The following is a 22,840-nucleotide window of genomic DNA, read 5'->3' as shown; positions in this document are numbered from 1 at the left end:
GGCCACTCGGCTCAACCCGACTCATCAAACAAGGAACGACCATGCTCAAGCCCCTTGCCTGTGCCCTGCTTCTCGGCGCAATCGCCCTGCCCGCTTCTGCTCACGAACTCTGGCTCGAGCGCGACGGCAACGGCCCCGTCAAGCTCTACCTCGGCGAACCGGACCAAGATGTACTCGAGCGCGGCGAGACCATCGCAGCACTCGCCCCTACCACCCGGCTGCTCGGCGGCCAGTCGGCAGGCTCGGCCCCGCTCAGCGTGCATGACGATCATCTGGAAGCCCGCCTCGACGGAACCGGTGATGTACGCGCCATCAATGATCAGGTCTGGGAGCCTTGGAAGAACGACCAGGGCGGCATGACGGCTGCCCTGATGCATGCCCGCCATGGCCGCACCGAAACCAAGCCGGGCATGGATTTCGAATTGGTGCCAGTGGAAGCGGGCGCCGACCGCTTCACTCTGCTGTTCAAGGGTGAGCCCGTAGCGCAAAACGACGTCATGCTGATCACGCCGGACAACCAGGCCAAGGAACTCAAGACCGACGCCAACGGCCAGGTCGCGGTGCCGGTCGGCGGCGCTGGCCGCTATATCGTCGCAAGCGGCCATGAGGCGCCGGCCAACGGACAAAAGGTCGCTGGCAAGGCCGTCGATAGGCTGTATTACGGCACTACCACAACCTTCGACGTTCAGTAACACGGCCCGCCTGAAGCCGATACATGGCATGCGCACAGTGGGCGACCCCGCGCGGTTGCCCATCGCCCAGCGCCGAAGCCTTTTTCATTAGGATCCATAGGAGCGGACGCTGCCGGCCCCCTTTCATCGCAGCGGCCCAGGCTGCAGGTAGAAATTACTCCCACACCGGGTATCTCGTGCCCGGCCCCGCTCTTTGGTAGGCGCCAGCTTGCTGGCGAACCGCTGAACGCCGGCGCGCTGATCTAAAGCAAGCTCGCTGGCGAACCGCGGTCACGGCCCGATTTGGCGCGATACGTCGCGTTCAGCGTGGATCAAACCTCGACTTCGCTCCACTGCTTGTTCAAACGCTTGTCTGACACGGGCATCTTCGTGCCCAGTTGCTGCGCCCATAGCGAGACGCGGTATTCCTCGAGCATCCAGCGGTACTGCGAGAGCTGCGGATCGCGCTTGCCTTCCTGCGCATGTTTGGCGACACGGGCCTGATACTTCTCCCAGTAACCCGCGATTTCGCCCGTCCACACGCGGTCGCGCTGCAGCTGCCCACCCACCTTGTCCAGGCGTTGTTCGATCGCTTTGAGGTAGCGCGGGTATTCCTTCAGCCACTCGGTTGGCGTGTCGCGGACGAAGCCGGGGTAGATCAGGTTCGCCAGTTGCGCCTTGATGTCGTTCAGCGCGACCGCCTGAGCGAGGTCGATCTTGCCCTTGAAGCGCTTCTGCAAGGCCTGACGCAGCTTGAGGATGTCCAACACCCGGCGCGCCAATCGTTCGGCGTGCTCCGTCCATCCGCCGCGCTTCTGCTCAGCCAGCGAGGCCAGCGCGGCGCCCTCACGCGGCAGCGGCAAGACGCCTGCAAGAATGGCCTCGTCGAGGCTGGCCAGCAGAATGTCTTCGATCAGCGCATCGGGTTTGCCCATGTCGCGGTACAGCAGGCTGAGGTCGGTGAGCCCCGGCAGTTTGTTGCGCAGGAACTTGGCTTGCTCGGCCAGTTGCTGAAGCAATAGACGCTGTAGGGCACGGCGATGCTGATAATCCGCTTCCGCCTGGGTCGGGAAGCGCCCTTCCTTCACAACCCCACCCTCGTCGACGAGCGCCGGATAGACCGTTATGGCTAGGCCGGCGACCTTCTGCTGAGTTTTCTCCGGCACTGCCTCGAAGGCGCGCGCTTCGACCGGCGTGTCCGCCTCAGCCTTTTTCTGCGGCACGGCCAACGCCGCCTGGCTCGCCTCGGCGAAGCGCGCAGTCAACGTCGCCAGATCGCGACCCTCACCCAGGTACTTGCCGTTGGCGTCGACCACCTCGATGTTCATCTGCAGATGCCGGTCCAGCCCGGCGACTGCCTCTGGCCAGGCCTCATCCGGTATCCGTGCACCGGTCATGCGCTGCAGTTCGCGGCCTAGCGCCTCGAAGAGCGAACCCTGGGCGAAGGTGATCTTGGAAAGCGCGGCGCTAACGAAATCGGGCACAGGCACGAAATTCTTGCGGATGGCCTTCGGCAAACCGCGTATCAGCGCCACGGCCTTGGCCTCGATCAGCCCAGGCACCAACCAGTCGAGCCGATCTCGCGGCAGTTGCGGCAACAGCGGCGCCGGCACGCGCAGCGTCACGCCATCACGCTCACTGCCCGGTTCGAAGTCATAGCTGAGTGGCAGCTGGAGTTCGCCAAGCTGCAGGACGTCCGGATATTGCGCGGCGGTGACCTCCCGCGCGTCGCGGGCCAGCACATCTTCCTCGCGCATGATCAGCAGCTGCGGGTCCTTGGCGCCCTCGCGCTTGTACCAGCTGTCGAAACTGGCGGTCTGGTAGATGTCCGCCGGGATGCGTGCATCGTAGAAGCCGAACAAGGTTTCTTCGTCAGCAATGATGTCGCGCCGGCGGGCCTTCGCTTCCAGCTCGTCTAGCCGCTCCAGCAATTGCCGATTGGCCGTCAGCGCACGGGCGCGGCTGCTGATGTCGCCACGCACCAGCCCTTCACGAATCAGCAGCTCGCGAGACAGCGCCGGTTCGATCGGCCCGTAGTGCACCGGGCGGCGCCCAACGATGATCATGCCGTACAGGGTGACCTGCTCGAAGGCCACGACCTGCCCGCGCTTCTTTTCCCAGTGCGCTTCGAAGTGATTGTTCTTGATCAGATGCTTGGCCAGCGGCTCGATCCAGTCCGGTTCGATTTTGGCGACCATGCGCGCGAACAGTTTGGTGGTTTCCACCAATTCAGCCGCCATCACCCAGCTAGGCTTCTTCCGGCCAATGACGCTCGACGGATGAATCCAGAAACGCCGCTGGCGAGCACCGAGGTAGTCGCCGTCCTCGGTCTTGCTGCCGATCTGGCTGAGCAGGCCAGCCAGGATAGCCTTGTGCACGGCCGCGTAGCTCTTCGCACGCACCGCTGCCTCGCTGGCCTCGGCTTGCTGGGCGAGTTTGGCGTTGACGCGTTTGTCGGTGGTGCGCACGGGCTGGGCGTCGGCCCCGGCCTGACGCGTGGAAACGCCTTCGGCGTTTTCCACTCTACGATTTCCGCGCGCCCCAGGCTTTTCGTGGAGTGGATGGCCGGAGCCATCCACTGCCCGGCCCGCGCCGAGTTTCAGCTCGCGCACGATCAGCGTGAGCTGACGATGCGCGTCGCGCCACTCTCGTAGGCGAAGGTAGTTGAGGAAATGTTTTCGGCACCAGGTCCGCAGCGCATTGGAGCCGAGGGCCTGGCGCTGTTCTTCAAAACCGCGCCAGAGGTTGATCAGCGCGGCGAAGTCGGAGTCCGGGTCCTTCCATTGCGCGTGCGCCTGGTCGGCCTGGGTTTGGCGGTCGGCCGGTCGTTCGCGCACGTCCTGTACGGACAATGCGCTGGCGACGATCAGCACCTCTTGCATGCTGCCGAGGTTGGCCGCCTCGAGGAGCATTCGCCCCAACCGCGGGTCGATGGGCAGGCGCGCCAGCTGGCGGCCGAGCGGCGTCAGCTGGTTCTCGCGGTTGACCGCCGAGAGCTCCTGCAACAGGTTGAAGCCGTCGCTGATGGCTTTGCCGTCCGGCGGCTCGATAAAGGGGAAATCCTCGATCTGGCCAAGGCGCAGGTGCAGCATTTGCAGGATGACCGCCGCCAGGTTGGTGCGCAGGATTTCCGGGTCGGTGAATTCCGGCCTGCCGAGAAAATCCTCCTCGCTATACAGACGAATACAGATCCCGGACTCTACCCGCCCGCAACGGCCCTTGCGCTGGTTGGCACTGGCCTGGGCAATGGCCTCGATAGGCAGCCGCTGCACCTTGGCGCGGTAGCTGTAGCGGCTGATGCGCGCGGTACCCGAGTCGATCACATAGCGGATCCCCGGCACGGTAAGCGAAGTCTCGGCCACGTTGGTGGCCAGCACGATCTTGCGACCCGGCATCGGGCGGAAGATTTTCTGCTGCTCGGCCGGGGTCAGCCGTGCGTACAGTGGCAGCACCTCGGTGTGCCGCAGGTTGGCTTTGCGCAGCACCTCGGCGGCGTCACGGATTTCACGTTCACCGGGCAGGAACACCAGCACGTCGCCGGGCCGCTGGCCGACCTGTTTTTCATGCGCCTCGATCTCGCCCAGCGCGGCGAGGATGCCTTGGTCGACGGTGAGGTCGTCCTCGACCCGGTTACCGTCTTCGTCGGTCTCGGCGGCCAGGGGCCGGTACCAGACGTCGACCGGATAGGAGCGACCGGACACCTCGACGATGGGCGCGTTATCGAAGTGCTTGCTGAAGCGATCCAGATCGATGGTCGCCGAGGTGATGATCACCTTCAGGTCCGGCCGGCGCGGCAGCAGAGTCTTTAGATAGCCGAGCAGGAAGTCGATATTGAGGCTGCGCTCGTGCGCCTCGTCGACGATGATCGTGTCGTACTTTTCCAGAAAGCGGTCGTGCTGCGTCTCGGCCAGCAGAATGCCGTCGGTCATCAGCTTGACCAGCGTGCCGTCCTGGCTGTGGTCTTCGAAACGCACCTGATAGCCGACCAGTTCGCCCAGCGGTGTGCCGATTTCCTCCGCCACCCGCGTCGCCACGCTGCGCGCGGCCAGGCGCCGCGGCTGGGTATGGCCGATCAGCCCGTGCACGCCGCGGCCGATTTCCAGGCAGATCTTTGGCAATTGAGTGGTCTTGCCCGAGCCGGTTTCACCAGCCAGCACCAGCACCTGGTGCTTCGCCAGTGCAGCCTTGATTTCGTCGCGCTTGGCAGCGATCGGCAGCTGGTCGTCGTAGCGCATCACCGGCACGCTCTGGCGCCGCGCTTCGACCTTGGCGGCGGAGGCCTCGAAGCGTTCGATCCAGCGCGCTAGGCCATCGCCCTCAATCGGCGCGCTACCCGCTTTCTTTCGCAGATCATGCAGCTGGCGGCGCAGGCGATGGCGGTCGGCGAACATCACCTGGTCGAGGTTGTTCAGGAGTTGCTCAGGGGCAGGCGTTGCGTCAGTCATGGACAGCCGTGGGCAGATTCGAGAAGGGCGCGATTGTCGCAGATTTGCCCGGCTGGCCGCAGGAAAAGGGAACGGTGGGACCGCGCCGGCGAACCGGTGCGGTGGTCAAGCGGTTACCGGATCCAGTGACCCCAGCGTGATTTTTCCTGCACGCTCTGGATACGCATCGCACCAATGCTCTGCTCGGCGGCCGCTGCGATTTGGTCGTCGATCACCTTGGTCGACAACGACAGCCAGCTGGTTGCGAAGGCCAGCGCATCGCCGTGAAGCTCGAGCGCCTCGGTGTCGATGTTGCTCAGGTCATCGCACTCACTGTGGTAGCACGGATCGAACGACTCTCCGGCCGTGCCGCCATAGCGCTGCGCCTGCTCGACTGTCTTCACGTCTTCCGCGCCGGTGAACAGCCCACCAAAGGCGATGCCGTCATCGAAGAACTGCGCGTAGTCGGAACGGAAGTCTATCTCGGTGCCTTCCGAGGGCGCGTTGCGCAGCTGGAAGTACGAGCGGAACAGCCGTTCGATTGCACCGGAACCGGGTGGGCCCTGAAGGCCGAAATCGGAGCCGTCGCCGTCGTAGATGAAGTTGGCATAGTTCGGCGAGCCGATCATGTCGACATTCAGGTACGCCTTGATCTGCGCCTTCTCCTCCTCGGGAAGCTGATTAACGTAATAAGTCGAACCGACCAGTCCCGATTCCTCTGCGCCCCACCAGGCAAAGCGCACCTTGTTCAGTGGATGTGCCTTGCTCATCAAGGTCGCCATCTCGAGCAGGGCCGCACTGCCGGAGCCGTTGTCGTTGATGCCGGGGCCTTCGAACACCGAATCCAGATGCGCACCAACCATGACGACGTTGTCCGGGTTGCCGCGCCGCGTCTCGGCCAGCACGTTGTAGGTTTCGGTTCGCTCGCGAACCACATCGACATTCATGCTCAGCTGCAAACCTTCGGTGCCGGCCCATTCAACGCCGTTAGCGTAGGTGCTGAACATCACCGGGATGCCGCCTTCGTAATCCTCGCCCAGCGTCGCGACGAGTAATCCGGTGCGGTCCTCGGTGTCGGTATCGCCCTGGTTGAAGATGATCGCACCGGCCGCACCTGCGGCTGCGGCGTTGGTGGCCTTCTGCCCGAAGGTGCAGCTACCGCGCTGGATCAAGGCGATTGCACCAGCGGGGAAGCCAGCGAAGTCGTCCATCTCGCAGCCGCTGGTGGAGGCATTGCCCACGCCCAGCGCAAGGTCGACCGGCACCACCGGCGCGGTTACGTTGCCCGGATCGGTCTGATCGGCATAAGCGAAATCTTCCTCCCAGGTGTACTGCACCGGCTGGGGGGCAACGGCTGCCAGCGAGCCCGGCCCCTCGGGATAGAAGGCAAGGAATGGAAAGGTCTGTATGCGAACTTGGTAGCCGGCACGCTCGAGCGTGCTGCGTACGTAGTCGACCGAGGCTTGGTAGCCGGGCTGACCGGAAGCACGGTTACCGTTGTTCAGCGAAGCGATGTCCTGCAGGTTTTGCAGGTGCGTCATGACGTTACTGGCCTGCATGCAGCGCGGCAGGCCCAGCGGCGTGCCGACCAGCAGCGGCGACTGGCAGACGCGGGGATTAGGTTTGCCAGGGCTCCAGTAATCGTTGAACGCCTCGACCTCTGCGTTGGGTGCAGCCAAGGCTGCGGTGGAAGCCAGTACAGCGAAAGAAGCAACTACCCGACGTGCATTGTTTTTCTTGTGCATGGGTAACTCATCCTTGCAACGAGATTGATGGGCAGGCCGCGAAATGGCATGCGCCATCGTCCCCTACGGCATCAAGCGGACGCGGCCATGCGGGGGTAGACCGGTGCGCCTGAAGAAGCGTTCGGCTCCATCCGACGAGCGCACCGGCCGTTGGTCCGGTCGCCGGCAGTGGCAAAAGAATGGCACCGAAAGCGGGCTGAAAGCTTTTCATGCATGAATGCGCGCGCCGCGAATGCCGGTATGTACGTCTGTCGGCCCGGCTCAAGGCCGCAGGAGTTGCGCCGATATTCGCGCTACCAGCCTTGCTGTTCTTGCCTGCACCGCCCTACCCATAAGAGACGGGCGCGACCACCGTCCCGCCCAGGAGTACACGAATGTTTGGAACCCGTTCCGGTATTGCCGGCCAGTTGGGCCTGGCGCTATCCGGCGTGCTTGCGGTGGTCATCGCCGGGAGTAGCCTGTTCGCGCTGCGCTCGCTCGGCGAGTCGACCGAACTCGCTCATCGCCAGCACCTGGCCAGCGAGGCACAACTGCTCGCGGGCCAGCTCGCCAGCTTTCACCAGACCCTGCGCACCAGCACCCAGCGCCTGGCCACACTGTTCGAGCGGCGCTTCGCCTCGGGCCTGACGCTCGGCCCGGCGACGGACGGGACGGCACCTTCGCTGTACCTGAACGGCGAGCGCCTGAACGGCGACTTCACCCTGGTCGATGAATTCACCAACTTGACCGGTGGCGCCGCAACGGTCTTCGTGCGCACTGGCGATGACTTCTTGCGCGTTACGACGTCGGTGAAAAAAGAAGACGGCTCACGCGCCATCGGCACCCTGCTCGATCGCAAGCATCCGGGCTATGCTCCCCTGATCAATGGGCAGCCTTACGTGGGCCGCGCGACCCTGTTCGGCCGCCAGTACATGAACCAGTACACCCCGGTTCGCGATGGCAGCGGGCAGGTCATCGCCGTGCTGTACGTCGGCTTCGACTACACCAAGGAACAGCAAGACCAGTTCAAGACCCTCTCCGAGTTCCGCATTGGCACAGGCGGCTCGCTGGCTGTTCGTGACGATGTCACCGGCTGGCTGGTGAAGCCCGCCGGTGCCGCCACCCTGGACGCGCTAGACGCGCTGATTGCCAAGGCCGAACCGAATCAGCCGTTGACCTGGAACGACGGCGACGCGCAGTTCGTGAGCCTCTCGGCGCCCGTCCAGCAGGAGACCCTGCATGTGGCGGCCACCCTGCCTCAGGAAGAAATCGATGCGCTGATCTGGCGCGTCGGCACGCAACTGGCGTTGGGCAGCCTGCTCGCACTGCTGCTCGCGGTGGCCGCGACCATCGTCCTGTTGCGCCATCGCCTGCGCCCGCTTGGCCGCCTGGTCGAACAGGCCCGCGCCTTTGGCGAAGGTAACCTGAAGGTGCGCGTGCCGGTGGTGCGCCAGGATGAAATCGGTGCGCTCTCGGCAACGTTCAACCAAATGGCCGAATCGCTCTCGGGTACCGTTGCCAAGGTCCGCAGCTCCTCGACCGACGTCACCCAGCGAGCCGACCAACTCAACACGCTGGCGACCGGCACCGAGCAGCGTTCGGCCGAGCAGGCGACCCAGCTCGACTCGATGGTCAGCGCGGTAGAACAGTTCAGCGCCACCGCTGGGGATATTGCCAACGGCATGCAGCGCACCGAGCAACTGACGGTAGAAAACGTCGGCCTTACTCGCCAGGGCGCCGACTCGATGCGTTCGGCCGCCGGCGCACTGGAGCAGATCGCCCGTTCGCTGTCGTCCACGGGCGAGGTCATCAACGGCCTCGGTGAGCGCTCGCAGCAGATCGGCGGCATCGTGGGTGTCATCAGCGGCATCGCCGAGCAGACCAACCTGCTGGCCCTCAACGCAGCCATCGAGGCCGCACGTGCCGGCGAACAGGGCCGCGGGTTCGCCGTGGTAGCCGATGAGGTCCGCAGCCTGGCGGCTCGCACCAGCCAGGCCACGCGTGAAATCACCGAGGTGATCCAGTCGGTCCAGGACGAAACCAACCGCGCAATGACCTCCATCGACGAAGGCAACCGCCTGATGGAGCAGGGACTAGCGCTCAACGGTAAGGTCGCCGCAACCCTCGATGACATTCAGACGCACACAGCGCAGACGCTCGATCAGTTCGCCGATATCGCGCGAGCCACCAGCGAGCAGAGCGCTACTGCCTCGGTGCTCAGCCAGAACCTGCACACCGTCGCGCAGGACAACCAGTCCCGCCGTAAGGCCGGTGCCGAACTGGCCAACACCGCGCATCAACTGAAGAGCCTGGCCGACGCGCTCGAGCGCGAGGTCAATCACTTCAGCTAAGCCCAGCAACGGGTCTGAAGCGAGAGCCAGAAACGACGAACCCCGCCAGATCGGCCGGGTTCGAGTGAGCGACAGAAGCCTTACTTCTTGCCCAGTTTGCGCAACTCTTCGTCACGCAATTCGCGGCGCAGTATCTTGCCGACGTTGGTGGTAGGCAGGCTGTCACGGAACTCGACGGTCTTGGGCCGCTTGTAGCCGGTGACGTTGTCATGCATGTGTTGCATGACCTGTTCCTTGGTCAGGCTTTCGCCTGGCTTGACGACCACGAACAGCTTGATCGCCTCGCCCGACTTGTCGTCCGGCACTCCGATCGCCGCGCATTGCAGCACGCCCGGCAACGTGGCAAGCACGTCCTCGAGCTCGTTCGGGTACACGTTGAAGCCGGACACCAGGATCATGTCCTTCTTTCGATCGACGATGCGCAGGTAGCCGTCTTCCTGGATAAGACCAATGTCACCTGTCTTCAACCAGCCATCGGCGTCGAGGATTTCGTCGGTGGCCTCCTGGCGCTGCCAGTAGCCTTTCATGACTTGCGGGCCCTTGACGCAAAGTTCACCGATCGCCCCTACCGGCAGGTCGTTGCCTTCGTCGTCGATCACTTTGCACGACGTCGATGGCATAGGAATGCCGATGGTGCCGATCTGGATGCCGCCGAAAGGATTCACCGACACCACTGGGCTGGTTTCCGTCATACCGAAGCCTTCGCAGATTTCGCAGCCCGTAACCTGCCGCCAACGCTCGGCCGCTGCCAGCTGCAGCGCCATACCACCGGAGAAGGTGGCCTTCAGCGCGGAAAAGTCGAGCTTGCGGAAGTCTTCGTTGTTGCACAGCGCGACGAACAAGGTGTTGAGACCGACGAAGCCGGTAAAACGGTACTTGCCCAGGTCCTTGACGAAGGTCGGCAGGTCGCGCGGGTTGGTAATCAGCACGTTGTGCGCGCCGATCAGCATCATGGTCATGCAATGGAAGGTGAACGCGTAGATGTGATAAAGCGGCAGCGGCGCGACCATGGTTTCGCAGCCGTCGCCCAGTTCGGCGCCCATCAGCGCGCGGCACTGCAACATGTTGGCGACGATATTGCGATGGGTCAGCATTGCGCCCTTGGCCACACCAGTGGTGCCGCCGGTGTATTGCAGCACCGCGACGTCATCACGCGCTGGGTTAGCTTCGCGCAACGCCTTTCCGCGGCCGAGCGCCATCGCCTCGGTGAACTTCACCGCCTTGGGCAAGCTGTAGGCGGGCACCATTTTTTTCACATGCTTGACCACCGCATTGACCAGCATGCGCTTGAGCGCCGGCAGCATGTCGCCGACTTCGGTAATCACCACATGCCGAATGCCGGTGCGGGGCAGGACGTCCTCGGCCAGGTGCGCCATGTTCGCGAGACACACGAGCGCCTTGGCGCCGGAATCGTTGAACTGATGCTCCATCTCCCGCGCGGTGTAGAGCGGGTTGGTGTTGACCACGATGAGCCCGGCGCGCATGGCACCGAACACGACGATGGGGTACTGGATCAGGTTGGGCAGCTGCACGGCAATACGATCGCCAGGCTGCAGGTCGGTGTGCTGTTGCAGGTAGGCCGCGAATGCCCCGGAAAGCTCGTAGAGCTCGCCATAGGTCAGGGTCTTGCCGAGGTTGCTGAAGGCCGGCTTGTCTGCGAAACGCTCACAGGACTGTTTGAGCACTGCCTGGATGTTCTGGTACTCATCGGGATTGATCTCGCTACTGACCCCGACAGGATATTTATCCTTCCAGAAGTTATCGGTCATGAAACCCCACTCCTAAGCGACAGCTTTACCGCACATCGCAGCTGTTTTGTTGTGTTTTGTTAATTTTTGTAGCGCAATCCCGCCAAAAAGCGGTTCGAGGTTAGCAGTTTTGAAACTAGCCGAACAGTGTCCAGGCAGGCACAGATCGGCACAAAAGTGACCGCTTACGTTAAAGCGGTCACGCTGTAATTGAAAGTGAGGCTGCCCCCCGACAGCCGTCACGCCTGGTCGCGCAGCTCCCTGCGCAAGATCTTGCCGACAGCACTCATCGGCAGCGAATCGCGGAAGGCTATGTGGCGCGGAATCTTGTAGCCGGTGAAGTTCTCGCGGCAATACGCCTGTAACTCCTCGACCGTCAGGCTGGGGTCGCTGCGCACGACGAACAACTTCACCGCCTCGCCGGATTTCTCGTCCGGCACGCCGATCGCAGCGCACGCCGTCACCTTTGGATGCGCGGCGACGACATCCTCGATCTCGTTCGGATAGACGTTGAAACCCGAAACGATGATCAGGTCTTTCTTACGGTCGACGATGCGCACGAAACCATCGGGATCGATCACTGCAATATCGCCCGTCTTCAGCCAGCCCTCCGCATCGAGCACTTCGGCCGTCGCTTCCTCGCGCTGCCAGTAGCCCTTCATTACCTGCGGGCCCTTGACGCAGAGCTCGCCCCGCTCGCCAACAGGCAGCTCGCGGCCGTCGTCATCCACTACCTTCAGCGCCGTGCCTGGCAGCGGCAGGCCTACGGTGCCCAAGCGAGACTTGTCACCATGCGGGTTGGCGCTGACCACCGGCGACGTTTCGGTCAGCCCATAGCCTTCGGTTACCGTCACGCCCGTCACCGTCTTCCAGCGCTCGGCCACAGCCGACACCAGCGCCGTGCCCCCGGAGTTGGTGCCTTTGAGCGCGGAGAAGTCGATCTTCTTGAAATCCGGGTGCGACATGAGTGCGACGAACAAGGTGTTCAGCCCGAGGAAGCCGGTGAACCGCCACTTCTGCAGCTCCTTGACGAAGCCATCGATGTCGCGGGGGTTGGTGATTAGCACGTTGTGGTTGCCCGTGACCATCATGCACATGCAGTTCACCGTGAACGCATAGATGTGATACAGCGGCAGCGGCGCAATGATGATTTCCTGCCCCTCACCTATTACCGGTTTGCCGTGCTCGTCCAGCTGCTGCATGTTGGCCCGCACCTGTTGCATGTTGGCCACCAGGTTGCCGTGCGTCAGCATCGCGCCCTTGGCCACGCCCGTAGTGCCGCCGGTGTACTGCAGTACGGCAATGTCATCCAGGCCAAGCGTGGCCGGCTTGAGGCTGTGTCGGCCGCCATCGCGCAAGATCTGCTTGAACGGGGTCGCCTGCGGCAGGCTGTAGCTCGGCACCATTTTCTTAACATGCTTGACTGCCGCATTGACGAGCAGCCCCTTGAGCGAGGGCAGCATATCGCCGATCTGCGCCTCGATGAGGTACTCGATGCCGGTGTCCGGCAGCACCTCCTGCACCAGCTTGCCGAAGGTATTGAGATAGACGAGCGCCCGCGCGCCGGAATCTTTGAACTGGTGGCGCATCTCCCGCGCGGTGTAGAGCGGGTTGGTGTTGACCACGATGAGCCCGGCACGCAGGGCACCGAATACGGCGATGGGGTACTGCAGCAAATTGGGCATCTGCACGGCGATGCGGTCGCCGGGCTTGAGGTCGGTGTGATTCTGCAGCCAGGCCGCGAACGCCGAGGAGCACCGCTCCAGGTCGGCGTAGGTCAAGGTCACGCCCATATTGCTGAAGGCGGGGCGGTCGGCGTATGTCTTGCAGGAGTGCTCGAACACTTCCACCACCGAGCGGAAGCCAGCCATGTCCACCTCGTTGGGCACGCCGGCGGGACGTTTGTCGTTCCAGAAATCAGGTTGCATTCTTATTGGCCTCTTTACCTGAGATGGTCTGGCCCACGCACGGCGGGCTGTGGCGAACTTAACAGTTCAGCCGCACCGCGCAATAGCGCAACGAGCGTAATCAGCGGTGTGAATCTCAGCCCAAGCGACCCGCGGCACGACAACCGGGACAAGCCGCCGCTCGCTCTCTAGAATGCAGCGCTCCACGCGCTTTTGAACCGGGCCGCCGCCGCGACGGCTCCTTTTCCGTTACCGCACCTTGAGGTTCACGCATGAGCACGCTCAGCAACACGCCCTACTCCGCCCTGGAAGTCGGACAGACCGCCAGCTACGAAAAAACGGTCGAGGAGCGAGACATCCAGCTCTTCGCCGCCATGTCCGGTGATCGCAACCCGGTCCACCTGGATGCGGACTACGCTGCCGGCACACCCTTCAAGGAGCAGATCGCCCATGGCATGTTCAGCGGCGCCTTGATCAGCGCAGCGGTCGCCTGCACCCTGCCCGGCCCGGGCACCATCTATCTGGGCCAAACGATGAAATTCACGCGGCCGGTCAAACTCGGCGACACCCTCACCGTGCGCCTGGAAATTCTGGAAAAGCTGCCCAAGAACCGGGTCCGTATCGCCACCAATGTGTTCAACCAGAACGATGAACAGGTGGTAGGTGGTGAAGCAGAAGTCCTGGCGCCACGCCGCGAGGAAACTGTCGAGCTCAAAGAGCTGCCGCCGATCAGCTTCGGCTAAAGCCCGCACGCACACCCTGCCCTATCCTGGCTAGCGCTTGCGCCCTGCCAGGATAGGCAATCACCGCCCGCCGGACATAAAAACGCAGCCATAAAAAAGGGCGACCGAAGTCGCCCAAATGCCTTGCGTGCTCTGTGTACTGGGGGATCAGTGCTTCTTTTGAGCGTCCCGCCAGATGAAGTATCCGAATCCGCTGAGGAAGGCGACCATCAGGCCGACCGTGATCACCCCTGCAAGCACCACATTATCGACGAACATGATTTCCTGCCTCCGCGCTGTAGCTGTTGTGCTGTTCGATGGGTGCTACGTTACCCGCCGCCACTGATAAAAAATTGACCGACGTCAATGGGGGCCAAGCCCGTCAGGACGAGCGCGCCACCAGCTGATCCAGATCAAGAAAATGGGGGTGTTCAGGCGGGGAAGTAGGCGGTCTGCTGGAGTGTCCAAAGACCGTGACGCGGGGAGACGACAGCGGGCAGCTCAGCGCTTCTTGGGTTTGGCCTTGCCCTTCTTCTTCGGTTTACCCAGAGGCAGCGCCTGTTCGAAGGCCTGGCGCATTTCGGCGAGGCGCTTGTCCTTGAGGTCATGGATGCGCTTTTCGCGCTCGGCGCCGAAGTCGATCAGTTTTACATCATCGTTCATGCAGGGTACTCGCGGATGATCCGGCGGAATGTCAGGTTCAGGCGTGGGCTGGCCACCTTACGCGTCCGGGCGATCTGGTGTTGCCAATGATGCTGCGTCGGGCCAGACATGACCAGTAGCGATCCATGCTCCAGGCTTAGCGAATGCTCGATACGGTTGACGCCTTTGCGGCGCAGATCGAAACGCCGGGTCGCGCCCAGGTTGAGGGATACCACTACCGGCTCGGCGCCCAGCTCCGGTTCGTCATCGCTGTGCCAGCCCATTGCATCCTGGCCGTCCCGGTAGAGATTGAGCAGCACGGCGTTGAGCGCGCTTCCGGTGTCAAGTTGCAACCGATCACGGATATCGGCCAAGAGATCGGTCCAGGGCAACGGCTCATGCACCAACCCAGAATAGCGATAGCGCGCCTCGGGGTCGCCGTACCAGGCGACCTGCCGCGGCACAGCGAACGTCTTGCCGTACAACCTGATCGTCGGCTGTTCCCATGGCGTTTCGGCGACAAGCTGCTCGAGCCAGTGATCGGCCAGCTCGGGCGCCACCCACCGTGGCCAGTAGTAGAGGTCGGCCTGCGGCAGTTCGATGCGCAGGCCTGGAGCGCCCGGCCGCGGTTCAAACCTCAACATCGACCCAGAGCCCCTGGCGGGGCAGTTCGTCGAGCGCGGCCTGGTCTTCTTCGGCGGTTTCACCTTCGGCCAGCTCCTGCGGACTGTAGCCACGGCGCTGACGTCGGCGCTGCTCGTCACGCAGCATCTGTTCGGCTTCTTGCGGATGCCGGCGGTCGAGCTCGACCGAACTCTCATTGGCGCTTGGCTCCACCGGCGCGACAGGTGGCACGTCAGGACGCGGCTTGACCACATCCTGTTGCGTCGTGACTTGAATGGCGCCGGGCGGAATCACTGGCAGCATCTTGGCTCTCCCATAAGCGGACCGATACGCACCGCTCCAATTCCCTGGAGCTTTACCCAGAGATCGGCCGGGCCGGCGCCAACTTTAGCGACGGCGCTACACTGGCAAGGCTCGCTCCGTTTCGTCGACAAGGCGCAGGGGCGTGGGCCTACTTTAACCGGTCGGCTATCGTCGCTCTATCGACAGTGTTCCGTTAACATAGCGGGCTTTTTTACAGCGGGAGGCAGGGCATGGCGCAGCAGTATCTACCGGGGCAACGCTGGATCAGCGACAGCGAAGCGGAACTCGGTCTGGGAACCATCCTCACGCAGGATGGGCGGATGCTCACCGTGCTCTACCCCGCCACCGGCGAGACCCGCCAGTACGCCACCCGTAGCGCGCCGCTGACCCGCGTACGCTTCGTTCCGGGTGACGAGATCACGCATTTCGAAGGCTGGAAGATGACCGTGCGAGAAGTTGACGATGTCGACGGCCTGCTGGTCTACCACGGCCTGACCGCGCAGAACGAAGCCCGCACCCTGCCCGAGACCCAGTTGTCCAACTTCATCCAGTTCCGCCTCGCCAGCGACCGCCTGTTCGCCGGGCAGATCGACCCGCTGAACTGGTTCAAGCTGCGTTACCACACGCTGGAAAACCAGAGCAAACAGCTGACGTCCCCGCTCTGGGGCCTGGGTGGCGCGCGCGCCCAACCGATTGCGCATCAGCTGCATATCGCGCGTGAAGTTGCAGATCGTATCGCTCCCCGCGTGTTGCTGGCGGATGAAGTGGGCCTGGGCAAGACCATCGAAGCGGGCCTGGTCATTCATCGCCAGCTGCTGTCCGGGCGCGCCAAGCGCGTGCTGATCCTGGTGCCGGAAAACCTCCAGCACCAGTGGCTGGTCGAGATGCGCCGCCGTTTCAACTTGCAGGTCGCGTTGTTCGACGATGAGCGCTTTATCGAAAGTGATGCCACCAACCCCTTTGAAGACACCCAGCTCGCCTTGGTCTCGCTGGACTGGCTGAAAGATGACGAGCGCGCCCAGGACGCGGCCTTCGCTGCCGGCTGGGACCTGCTGGTCGTGGACGAAGCGCATCACCTGGTCTGGCACCCGGAGAACGCCAGCGCGGAATACAAGCTGGTCGAACAACTGGCCGAGGTCACGCCCGGCGTCCTGCTGTTGACCGCAACGCCGGAACAGCTCGGCCAGGAAAGCCACTTCGCCCGCCTGCGCCTGCTCGACCCGAACCGCTTCCATGATCTCGAAGCCTTCCGCGCCGAGAGCGACAGCTACCAGCCGGTCGCCCGCGCAGTGCAGGAATTGCTCGACGAAGGCCGCCTATCCCAAGAAGCGCACCAGACCATTCACGGCTTCCTCGGCGACGAAGGTGAAGCGCTGCTGGCCGCGGCCACCGACGGCGACATCGAAGCCAGTAGCCGCCTGATTCGCGAGCTGCTCGACCGCCATGGCACTGGCCGCCTGTTGTTCCGCAATACGCGCGCCGCCGTGCGGGGGTTCCCGGAGCGCCAGCTGCATCCGTATCCGCTGCCCTGCCCCACCGAGTATCTGGAACTGCCGTTGGGCGAGCATGCCGAGCTGTATCCGGAAGTCAGCTTCCAGAGCCAGCAGGAAGAACCGGATGCTCAGAACCGTTGGTGGAACTTCGATCCGCGCGTCGAGTGGCTGATCGACACGCTGAAGATGCTGAAGAAATTCAAGGTGCTGGTCATCTGCGCCCACGCCGAGACCGCGCTGGACCTGGAAGACGCGCTGCGCGTGCGCTCCGGCATTCCGGCCACGGTGTTCCACGAAGGCATGAGCATTCTCGAGCGCGACCGTGCTGCCGCCTATTTCGCTGACGAAGAGTTCGGTGCGCAGGTACTGATCTGTTCCGAGATCGGCAGTGAGGGTCGCAACTTCCAGTTCGCGCATCACCTGGTGCTCTTCGATCTGCCATCGCACCCTGACCTGCTGGAGCAGCGCATCGGCCGTCTCGATCGGATCGGTCAGGCCCACGTTATCCAGCTGCACGTGCCCTACCTGGAAACCAGCCCGCAGGAACGTCTGTTCAAGTGGTACCACGAGGCGCTGAATGCTTTCCTCAACACCTGCCCCACCGGCAATGCCCTGCAGCATCAGTTCGGCCCGCGCCTGCTGAATCAGCTGGAAGAAGGCGACGACGACGAATTCCAGCAACTCATCGAAGAGGCACGCGCCGAGCGCGAACGACTGGAAGCCGACCTGCATGCCGGCCGTGACCGTCTGTTAGAACTCAATTCCGGCGGCGGTGAACAGGGCAAGGCACTGGTTGAGGCCATCGAAGAGCAAGACGACCAGTTCGCCCTGCCGATCTACATGGAAGAGCTGTTCGACGCCTTTGGCATCGACAGCGAAGACCATTCCGAGAACGCTCTAATTCTGCGCCCGAGTGAGAAGATGTTGGATGCCAGCTTCCCGCTCGGGGACGACGAAGCCGTGACCGTCACCTATGACCGTGAGCAGGCACTTGCTCGCGAAGACATGCAGTTCCTCACCTGGGAACACCCCATGGTTCAGGGCGGCATGGACCTCGTGCTGTCCGGCTCCATGGGCAACACCGCGGTGGCGTTGATCAAGAACAAGGCGCTCAAGCCCGGCACCGTCCTGCTTGAACTGCTCTATGTCAGCGAGGTGGTGGCGCCGCGTGCCCTGCAGCTCAACCGCTTCCTGCCACCCTTGGCGCTGCGTTGCCTGCTGGATTCGAACGGCAACGACCTGGCGCCCAAGGTGGCGTTCGAGACGCTCACCGATCAGCTGGAAAGCGTCCCGCGCGCCAGTGCGAACAAGTTCGTCCAGGCTCAGCGCGACGTGCTGGCCAAGCAGATCGCTGACGCCGAAGCCAAGGTCACTCCTCGCCACACCGAGCGCGTCGCCGAAGCGCAGCGCAAACTGAAGGCGAGTCTCGACGAAGAGCTGGCGCGCCTGACGGCGCTGCAAGCGGTCAACCCGAGCGTACGCGACAGCGAGATCGAGGCCGTGTGCAAGCAGCGTGAGGAAGGTCTGGCGATGTTGGAGAAGGCCGGGCTGAGGCTGGAGGCGATCCGCGTGCTGGTCGCCGGCTGACGTTCGATCGCAGTATAAAAAGGCCGGCTACGAGTGATCGCAGCCGGCCTTTTTCATTTCATCGCCCTCGCGTAGTGGCGTAGCGCAGCGCGATCCCATCGGTACTGATTGCCGCCACACATGGTACCGCCCGTGCAACCCGTCCCCTGACCTGTTCCTGAAGAGCGCTAGCGCAGTCCTAACGTCGCGCCACTGCAAGCAGTTGCCTGGCCTTGCGCTGGTCGTCTTCGCTCAGCTCCGCCAGCAGCTCCGGCTTACCGCCGATCAGCAGGGCCAGCGGGGCACCGTCGCGATAAAGGATGCGATTGCCTGCAGTGGCGGGCACGCGCTCGCCGGGTAGCAGTGTGCCGACCTGATTCAACGGATCGACTGCCGAGACAGCGATCATTTCACCGGCCAGCGGCCGCTTGCGCACCTCACGCAACAGGCCAACCGCCTCTGGCAAGGCGAACTGCTCGCCCGGCACACCCGCCACGAAACGCCCGCCACGGATCTCACCCCGCGCTTCGAGCCGATGGTAGACGCGCAGGAGTTCACGCCAGGGCGGCAACCAATCTGCCTCTCGGTCCAGCAGGCGCCAGAACACCACGCCGTAGCGACGCAGCAAGGTCATCGCAACGTGCTCCAGCGCTTCGGGATCCAGCATCGGCCGGCGTGGAGAGGTTTCGGGCGGCGCCGGCACGCCTTTGCGCACCAGCGCCCAGCGACCCGCGTCGGCCATGCCGCCGATGAATGCCCCGCCGCGGCTCTGCCGGGTGCTGCGTGAACGCTTCGCCGCGGGCGCCAGCAATGCCCGCAGGCCGGCGAAACTGTCGGCATTGACCAGCCCCACCGCAACCAACTCACCCAGAGCGTCTTCCAGCTCGCTGCGTAACAGGCGGGCATCCTGCTGCAGCTCGTCGAAGAACAAAGCGCCCTGCCCCTGCAACGTCTCGAACACCCGCTGCGCGCGTGATGACAGTTCGGGCTGTGGCGCATCACTGGCCAGCGCATACCAGGCTGCCAACTGCCGACGCGGCAGCAGCACGATAGGCGTGCCGCGCACCGGCCCGCTGCTGGCTTTGATTCGCCCGGCCAGGCGCGTCCAGACGATGCGCCCGGAGCGGCACAGCTCGTCCAGCCAGGTGCCGCCGTAATCTTTCAAGCGCGCCGGCAGCAGGTCGCTCTCCCAGGCGCCTGCGGCGGCCTGGAAGCCTTCAAGTTGCTCGACGACGGTGCCGAGCGCCTCGCGGCCCTGCATCCGCGTCGCCTCGGACAGGTGCTGCCAGTCGAACAGGAAACGCATGAAATCGGCGCGCTCCACCGGTTCGATTTCGCGGCGCAGGCGCTTGACGGTGTAACGGTGCATGCGCGCCAGCAGATGCCGCTCGCACCACTCCTCGTCCGTTGCGCCAGGCGTGAAGCGGCCGCGCAGCATATAGCCCTCCGCCTCCAAACGCGTGAGCGCCAACGCGACCGCCGAAGCTGGCAGGGCCAGCGGCCGGGCAATCAGCGGCACCGGCAAGGGGCCGAAGCCGGTCAGGCGCGCGCGGATCAGTTCGACCAAGGCATCGTCTTCACTCGACGGCTGATCGAAGCCAGGCAGCGGCTTGAGCACCGGCTCGCAAGACGCCTCGGGATAGATGGACTGCAACAAGGCAAGGCGCTCGACGGGCAGCCAGAGCGCGCGATCCTGCGCGACCTGCATCCGTGTCGCGCGCCCGCCACGAGCCAGTTCGTTCAGCCAGGCAGGCCATTGGGGATCGGCCTGCACTTCGGCTTGGGCAATACAGCCCAAGCCTGTAAGCGCTTCATGCAACTCGTCCGGATTACGCGCCTGGGGCCAGGCTTGCTCGCCGACCGCCTCGATTGCCGCGGCATCCAGCGCGCCGAGGTCGTCGGCCGATTCGGGGTCGGTCCAGCGACGATTGAGCACAGCCTGAGTCCGACGCTCTTCCAGCGGTGCGTCGTCGAGAAAGGCGTAAGGCCGCGCGCCCAGCACTTCCATGGCCAGCGGCGACGGCGCCGGCAGGTCACGCGCCAGAAGCTCGATATCGCCAGCCTCGATCCGCCGGAGCAGCGCCAACCAGCCATTGCTGTCCATGGCCTCGTGCAGGCAGTCATTCAGCGTCTGGGCGACCAGGGGATGATCCGGCACCTCCCGCTCGCCAACGATGTTCTCCAAACAGGCGACCTGGTCTGGAAAGACGGTCGCGAGCAGGTCTTCACTCTTCATGCGCTGTAGCTGCGGCGCGACTTTGCGGCCTCCGGCCATTCGCGGCAGCGCCAACGCGGTGGTCGCGTTCCAGCGCCAGCGCACGCCGAACAGCGGCGCATCGAGCAGCGCCTGGATCAGCACCGCTTCGGCGCTGTTGGGGTGCAGGTAACGCCAGACGTCATCGAGCGGGAAGCTGTGGCTGGTCGACAACGAAAAGATGATCGCATCTTCGGTCGCCGCGGCCTGCAACTCGAAGTTGAAGGTGCGGCTGAAGCGCTTGCGCAGCGCCAGGCCCCATGCGCGGTTGATCCGACTGCCGAACGGCGAATGGATGACCAGCTGGGTGCCGCCGGACTCGTCAAAGAAGCGCTCCATGATCAACCGCTGCTGCGTAGGCAACGCGCCCAGCGCCGAGCGGGCACGGGCCAGGTACTCGACGATCTGGCGAGCCGCGGCGTCTGGCAGGCCGAGCGTGTCGGTGAGCCAGTCGATGGCAGACTCGAGTATTGATGAACGTTCGCCGGTCTCGATGCATGTTGCTTTTGTAGGAGCGAGCTTGCTCGCGAAAATCGACACCTCGGGGGCGTCCGGTTCGCGAGCAAGCTCGCTCCTACGGGTCTGGGCGTCGGCTGCAGACAGGCGCGCATCGATCTCCGCGCGCAGCCTCGCTACGGCTGCCGACAGCTCATCGCTTCGCCCCGGCGCCTCGCCTATCCAGAAAGGAATGTTCGGCGGCTGGCCCTGCGCATCCTCGACCCGCACGCGACCGGACTCGATCTTGATGATGCGGTAGGCCGTATTACCGAGCTGGAAGACATCGCCGGCAAGGCTCTCGACGGCAAAATCCTCGTTGACCGTGCCGATGTTGAAGCCCTGTGGTTCGAGCAGCACCGAGTAATCGGCATTGTCAGCAATGGTGCCGCCAGACGTCAGCGCGGTCAGACGCCCGCCGCGTCGCCCGCGCAAACTGCGGTTGACGAGATCGCGGTGCAGATACGCGCCGCGTGCACCGTGGCGGGTGCTGTAGCCCTCGGCGAGCATCGCCAGCAGCGCCTGATAATCCGCCTGGCTCAACCTGGCGTAAGGCATGGCGTGGCGGATCAATGCTAGCAATGCATCCTCCAGCCACTCCCGGCACGACACCTCGGCGACGATCTGTTGCGCCAGCACATCCAGCGGGGCCATTGGTATCACCAACGTATCGAGCTCGCCGCGCCGCACGGCGTCGAGCAAGGCAGCGCATTCGATCAGGTCATCGCGTGAGCTGGGAAACAGGCGCCCCTTCGAGACACCGCCCACCTGGTGACCGGCGCGGCCGACGCGCTGCAGGAAAGCGGAAATGGACCGCGGCGAGCCCAACTGGCAGACCAGCTCGACGTCGCCGATATCGATCCCAAGCTCAAGCGACGCGGTAGCGACCAGCACCCGCAACTCGCCGCGCTTGAGTCGCTGCTCGGCATCCAGCCGCTGTTCGCGCGCCAAACTGCCGTGGTGGGCGGCAACCACGGCGTTGCCCAGCCGCTCGCTCAGATGCCGCGCCGCGCGTTCGGCCATGCGCCGGGTGTTGACGAAGATAAGTGTGGTTCGATGTTCACCGGCCAGCACGGCAAGCCGGTCATAGACCAGCTCCCAGACGGCGTTGCTCATAACCGCTTCCAGCGGCACCGGCGGCACCTCCAGCGCCAGGTCACGCGCTCGGCCATGGCCCACATCGATGATTTCGCAGTGGCGCCCGACACCCACTAAATAATCGGCCACCGCCTCGATGGGCTTCTGCGTCGCCGACAGCCCGACGCGCACCAGCGGTTGCCCGCACAAGGCCTCCAGCCGCTCCAGCGTCAACGCCAGATGGCTGCCACGCTTGTTGCCCGCGATGGCATGGATCTCGTCGACAATCACGCTGCGCACACCAGCGAGCATCTGCCGACCGGACTCGGAGCCGAGCAGCACATAGAGCGACTCCGGCGTCGTCACCAGGATATGCGGGACCCGCTTGCGCATCGCGGCGCGCTCGGCCTGTGGCGTGTCGCCGGTGCGCACCGCCGTACGAATAGCCGGCACCGGCAGGCCGAGCCGCTGCAGCTCGTCACGGATTCCGGCCAGGGGTTGTTCGAGGTTCCGATGGATGTCGTTGGACAGCGCCTTGAGTGGCGAGATGTAGAGCACCGCCGTTTCATCCGGCAGCCCACCTGGTTCCAGGCTGCGCTGCACCAGGTCGTCCAGCGCGGCGAGAAAGGCCGTCAGCGTCTTTCCTGAGCCGGTAGGCGCTGCGACGAGCGTCGATCGCCCGCTGCGGATCAAGGGCCAGGCACCGGCTTGCGCGGGTGTCGGTGCCGGAAAGCGCCGGCGGAACCAATCGGCCACGGCGGGATGGAAGCGGGCCAGAGGGTCGTTATCGATGGGTGATTTCATGCCTGGACTATGCGGTCGGGGCCGTCGGCCTACAA

General features: G+C 63.9%; 13 protein-coding genes and 1 pseudogene. 5 read left to right on the top strand and 9 right to left on the bottom strand.

The window, feature by feature from the left end:
• Window positions 1-41 precede the first annotated feature (41 nt).
• On the top strand, window positions 42-692 hold the full coding sequence (locus M1D78_RS05540; protein WP_437420195.1) for a DUF4198 domain-containing protein: 651 nt from the start codon (window positions 42-44) through the stop codon (window positions 690-692).
• Window positions 693-1,003: 311 nt separating this feature from the next.
• Here the strand turns inward: M1D78_RS05540 and hrpA are convergent, their stop codons facing one another.
• Window positions 1,004-5,116, bottom strand: coding sequence for an ATP-dependent RNA helicase HrpA (gene hrpA / locus M1D78_RS05535; protein WP_437420196.1), 4,113 nt, complete (start codon window positions 5,114-5,116; stop codon window positions 1,004-1,006).
• Window positions 5,117-5,229: 113 nt separating this feature from the next.
• Window positions 5,230-6,840 (bottom strand): M28 family metallopeptidase, encoded by a 1,611-nt coding sequence (locus M1D78_RS05530; RefSeq protein ID WP_437420197.1) that lies wholly within the window; start codon window positions 6,838-6,840, stop codon window positions 5,230-5,232.
• Between the two features lie 374 nt (window positions 6,841-7,214).
• Between M1D78_RS05530 and M1D78_RS05525 the strand changes: the two are divergent.
• Both M1D78_RS05525 and M1D78_RS05520 read left to right on the top strand, forming a co-directional pair.
• Window positions 7,215-8,267: pseudogene (locus M1D78_RS05525) on the top strand (Cache 3/Cache 2 fusion domain-containing protein); the annotation flags it as partial.
• 42 nt (window positions 8,268-8,309) lie between these two features.
• A complete protein-coding gene (locus M1D78_RS05520; protein ID WP_457933579.1) occupies window positions 8,310-9,170 on the top strand; it encodes a methyl-accepting chemotaxis protein in 861 nt (286 codons plus the stop codon).
• Window positions 9,171-9,250: 80 nt separating this feature from the next.
• Here M1D78_RS05520 and fadD1 read toward each other — a convergent pair whose 3' ends face one another.
• Together fadD1 and fadD2 are read right to left on the bottom strand one after the other, a co-directional pair.
• The gene (fadD1, locus tag M1D78_RS05515; protein ID WP_437420199.1) at window positions 9,251-10,939 is read right to left on the bottom strand and encodes a long-chain-fatty-acid--CoA ligase FadD1; all 1,689 of its coding nucleotides are present in this window, start codon (window positions 10,937-10,939) and stop codon (window positions 9,251-9,253) included.
• A 218-nt stretch (window positions 10,940-11,157) separates the two neighbouring features.
• Window positions 11,158-12,846 (bottom strand): long-chain-fatty-acid--CoA ligase FadD2, encoded by a 1,689-nt coding sequence (fadD2, locus tag M1D78_RS05510; RefSeq protein WP_437420200.1) that lies wholly within the window; start codon window positions 12,844-12,846, stop codon window positions 11,158-11,160.
• 251 nt (window positions 12,847-13,097) lie between these two features.
• Between fadD2 and M1D78_RS05505 the strand changes: the two genes are divergently transcribed.
• Window positions 13,098-13,568 (top strand): MaoC family dehydratase, encoded by a 471-nt coding sequence (locus tag M1D78_RS05505; protein WP_437420201.1) that lies wholly within the window; start codon window positions 13,098-13,100, stop codon window positions 13,566-13,568.
• Between the two features lie 147 nt (window positions 13,569-13,715).
• On the opposite strand, the gene ccoM is transcribed toward M1D78_RS05505, so the two are convergent.
• The 4 genes from ccoM to M1D78_RS05485 all read right to left on the bottom strand — a co-directional run bounded on the left by ccoM (window position 13,716) and on the right by M1D78_RS05485 (window position 15,116).
• Window positions 13,716-13,826 carry a cytochrome c oxidase subunit CcoM gene (ccoM, locus tag M1D78_RS05500; RefSeq protein WP_437420202.1) on the bottom strand — a complete coding sequence of 37 codons (111 nt, stop codon included), beginning with the start codon at window positions 13,824-13,826 and terminating at the stop codon, window positions 13,716-13,718.
• A 222-nt stretch (window positions 13,827-14,048) separates the two neighbouring features.
• Window positions 14,049-14,210, bottom strand: a complete 162-nt coding sequence (locus M1D78_RS05495) for a hypothetical protein (RefSeq protein ID WP_437420203.1) — start codon at window positions 14,208-14,210, stop codon at window positions 14,049-14,051.
• Window positions 14,207-14,833, bottom strand: coding sequence for an alpha-ketoglutarate-dependent dioxygenase AlkB family protein (locus M1D78_RS05490; protein WP_437420204.1), 627 nt, complete (start codon window positions 14,831-14,833; stop codon window positions 14,207-14,209). Before M1D78_RS05490 ends, M1D78_RS05495 begins: the two co-directional genes overlap by 4 nt.
• A complete protein-coding gene (locus M1D78_RS05485; protein ID WP_437420205.1) occupies window positions 14,820-15,116 on the bottom strand; it encodes an aspartate-semialdehyde dehydrogenase in 297 nt (98 codons plus the stop codon). The genes M1D78_RS05490 and M1D78_RS05485 overlap by 14 nt, the downstream gene beginning before the upstream one ends.
• Before the next feature lie 230 nt (window positions 15,117-15,346).
• On the opposite strand from M1D78_RS05485, the gene rapA reads away from it, so the two are divergent.
• Window positions 15,347-18,196 (top strand): RNA polymerase-associated protein RapA, encoded by a 2,850-nt coding sequence (gene rapA / locus M1D78_RS05480; protein WP_437420206.1) that lies wholly within the window; start codon window positions 15,347-15,349, stop codon window positions 18,194-18,196.
• Window positions 18,197-18,374: 178 nt separating this feature from the next.
• On the opposite strand, the gene M1D78_RS05475 is transcribed toward rapA, so the two are convergent.
• Complete coding sequence (locus tag M1D78_RS05475; protein ID WP_437420207.1) at window positions 18,375-22,805, bottom strand: DEAD/DEAH box helicase; 4,431 nt, start codon at window positions 22,803-22,805, stop codon at window positions 18,375-18,377.
• Between the last annotated feature and the right edge of the window lie 35 nt (window positions 22,806-22,840).

The organism is Pseudomonas sp. SA195, from assembly GCF_054131565.1.
The sequence above is the reverse complement of the archived record's forward strand: the minus strand, read 5'-3'. Positions and strand labels throughout refer to the sequence as shown.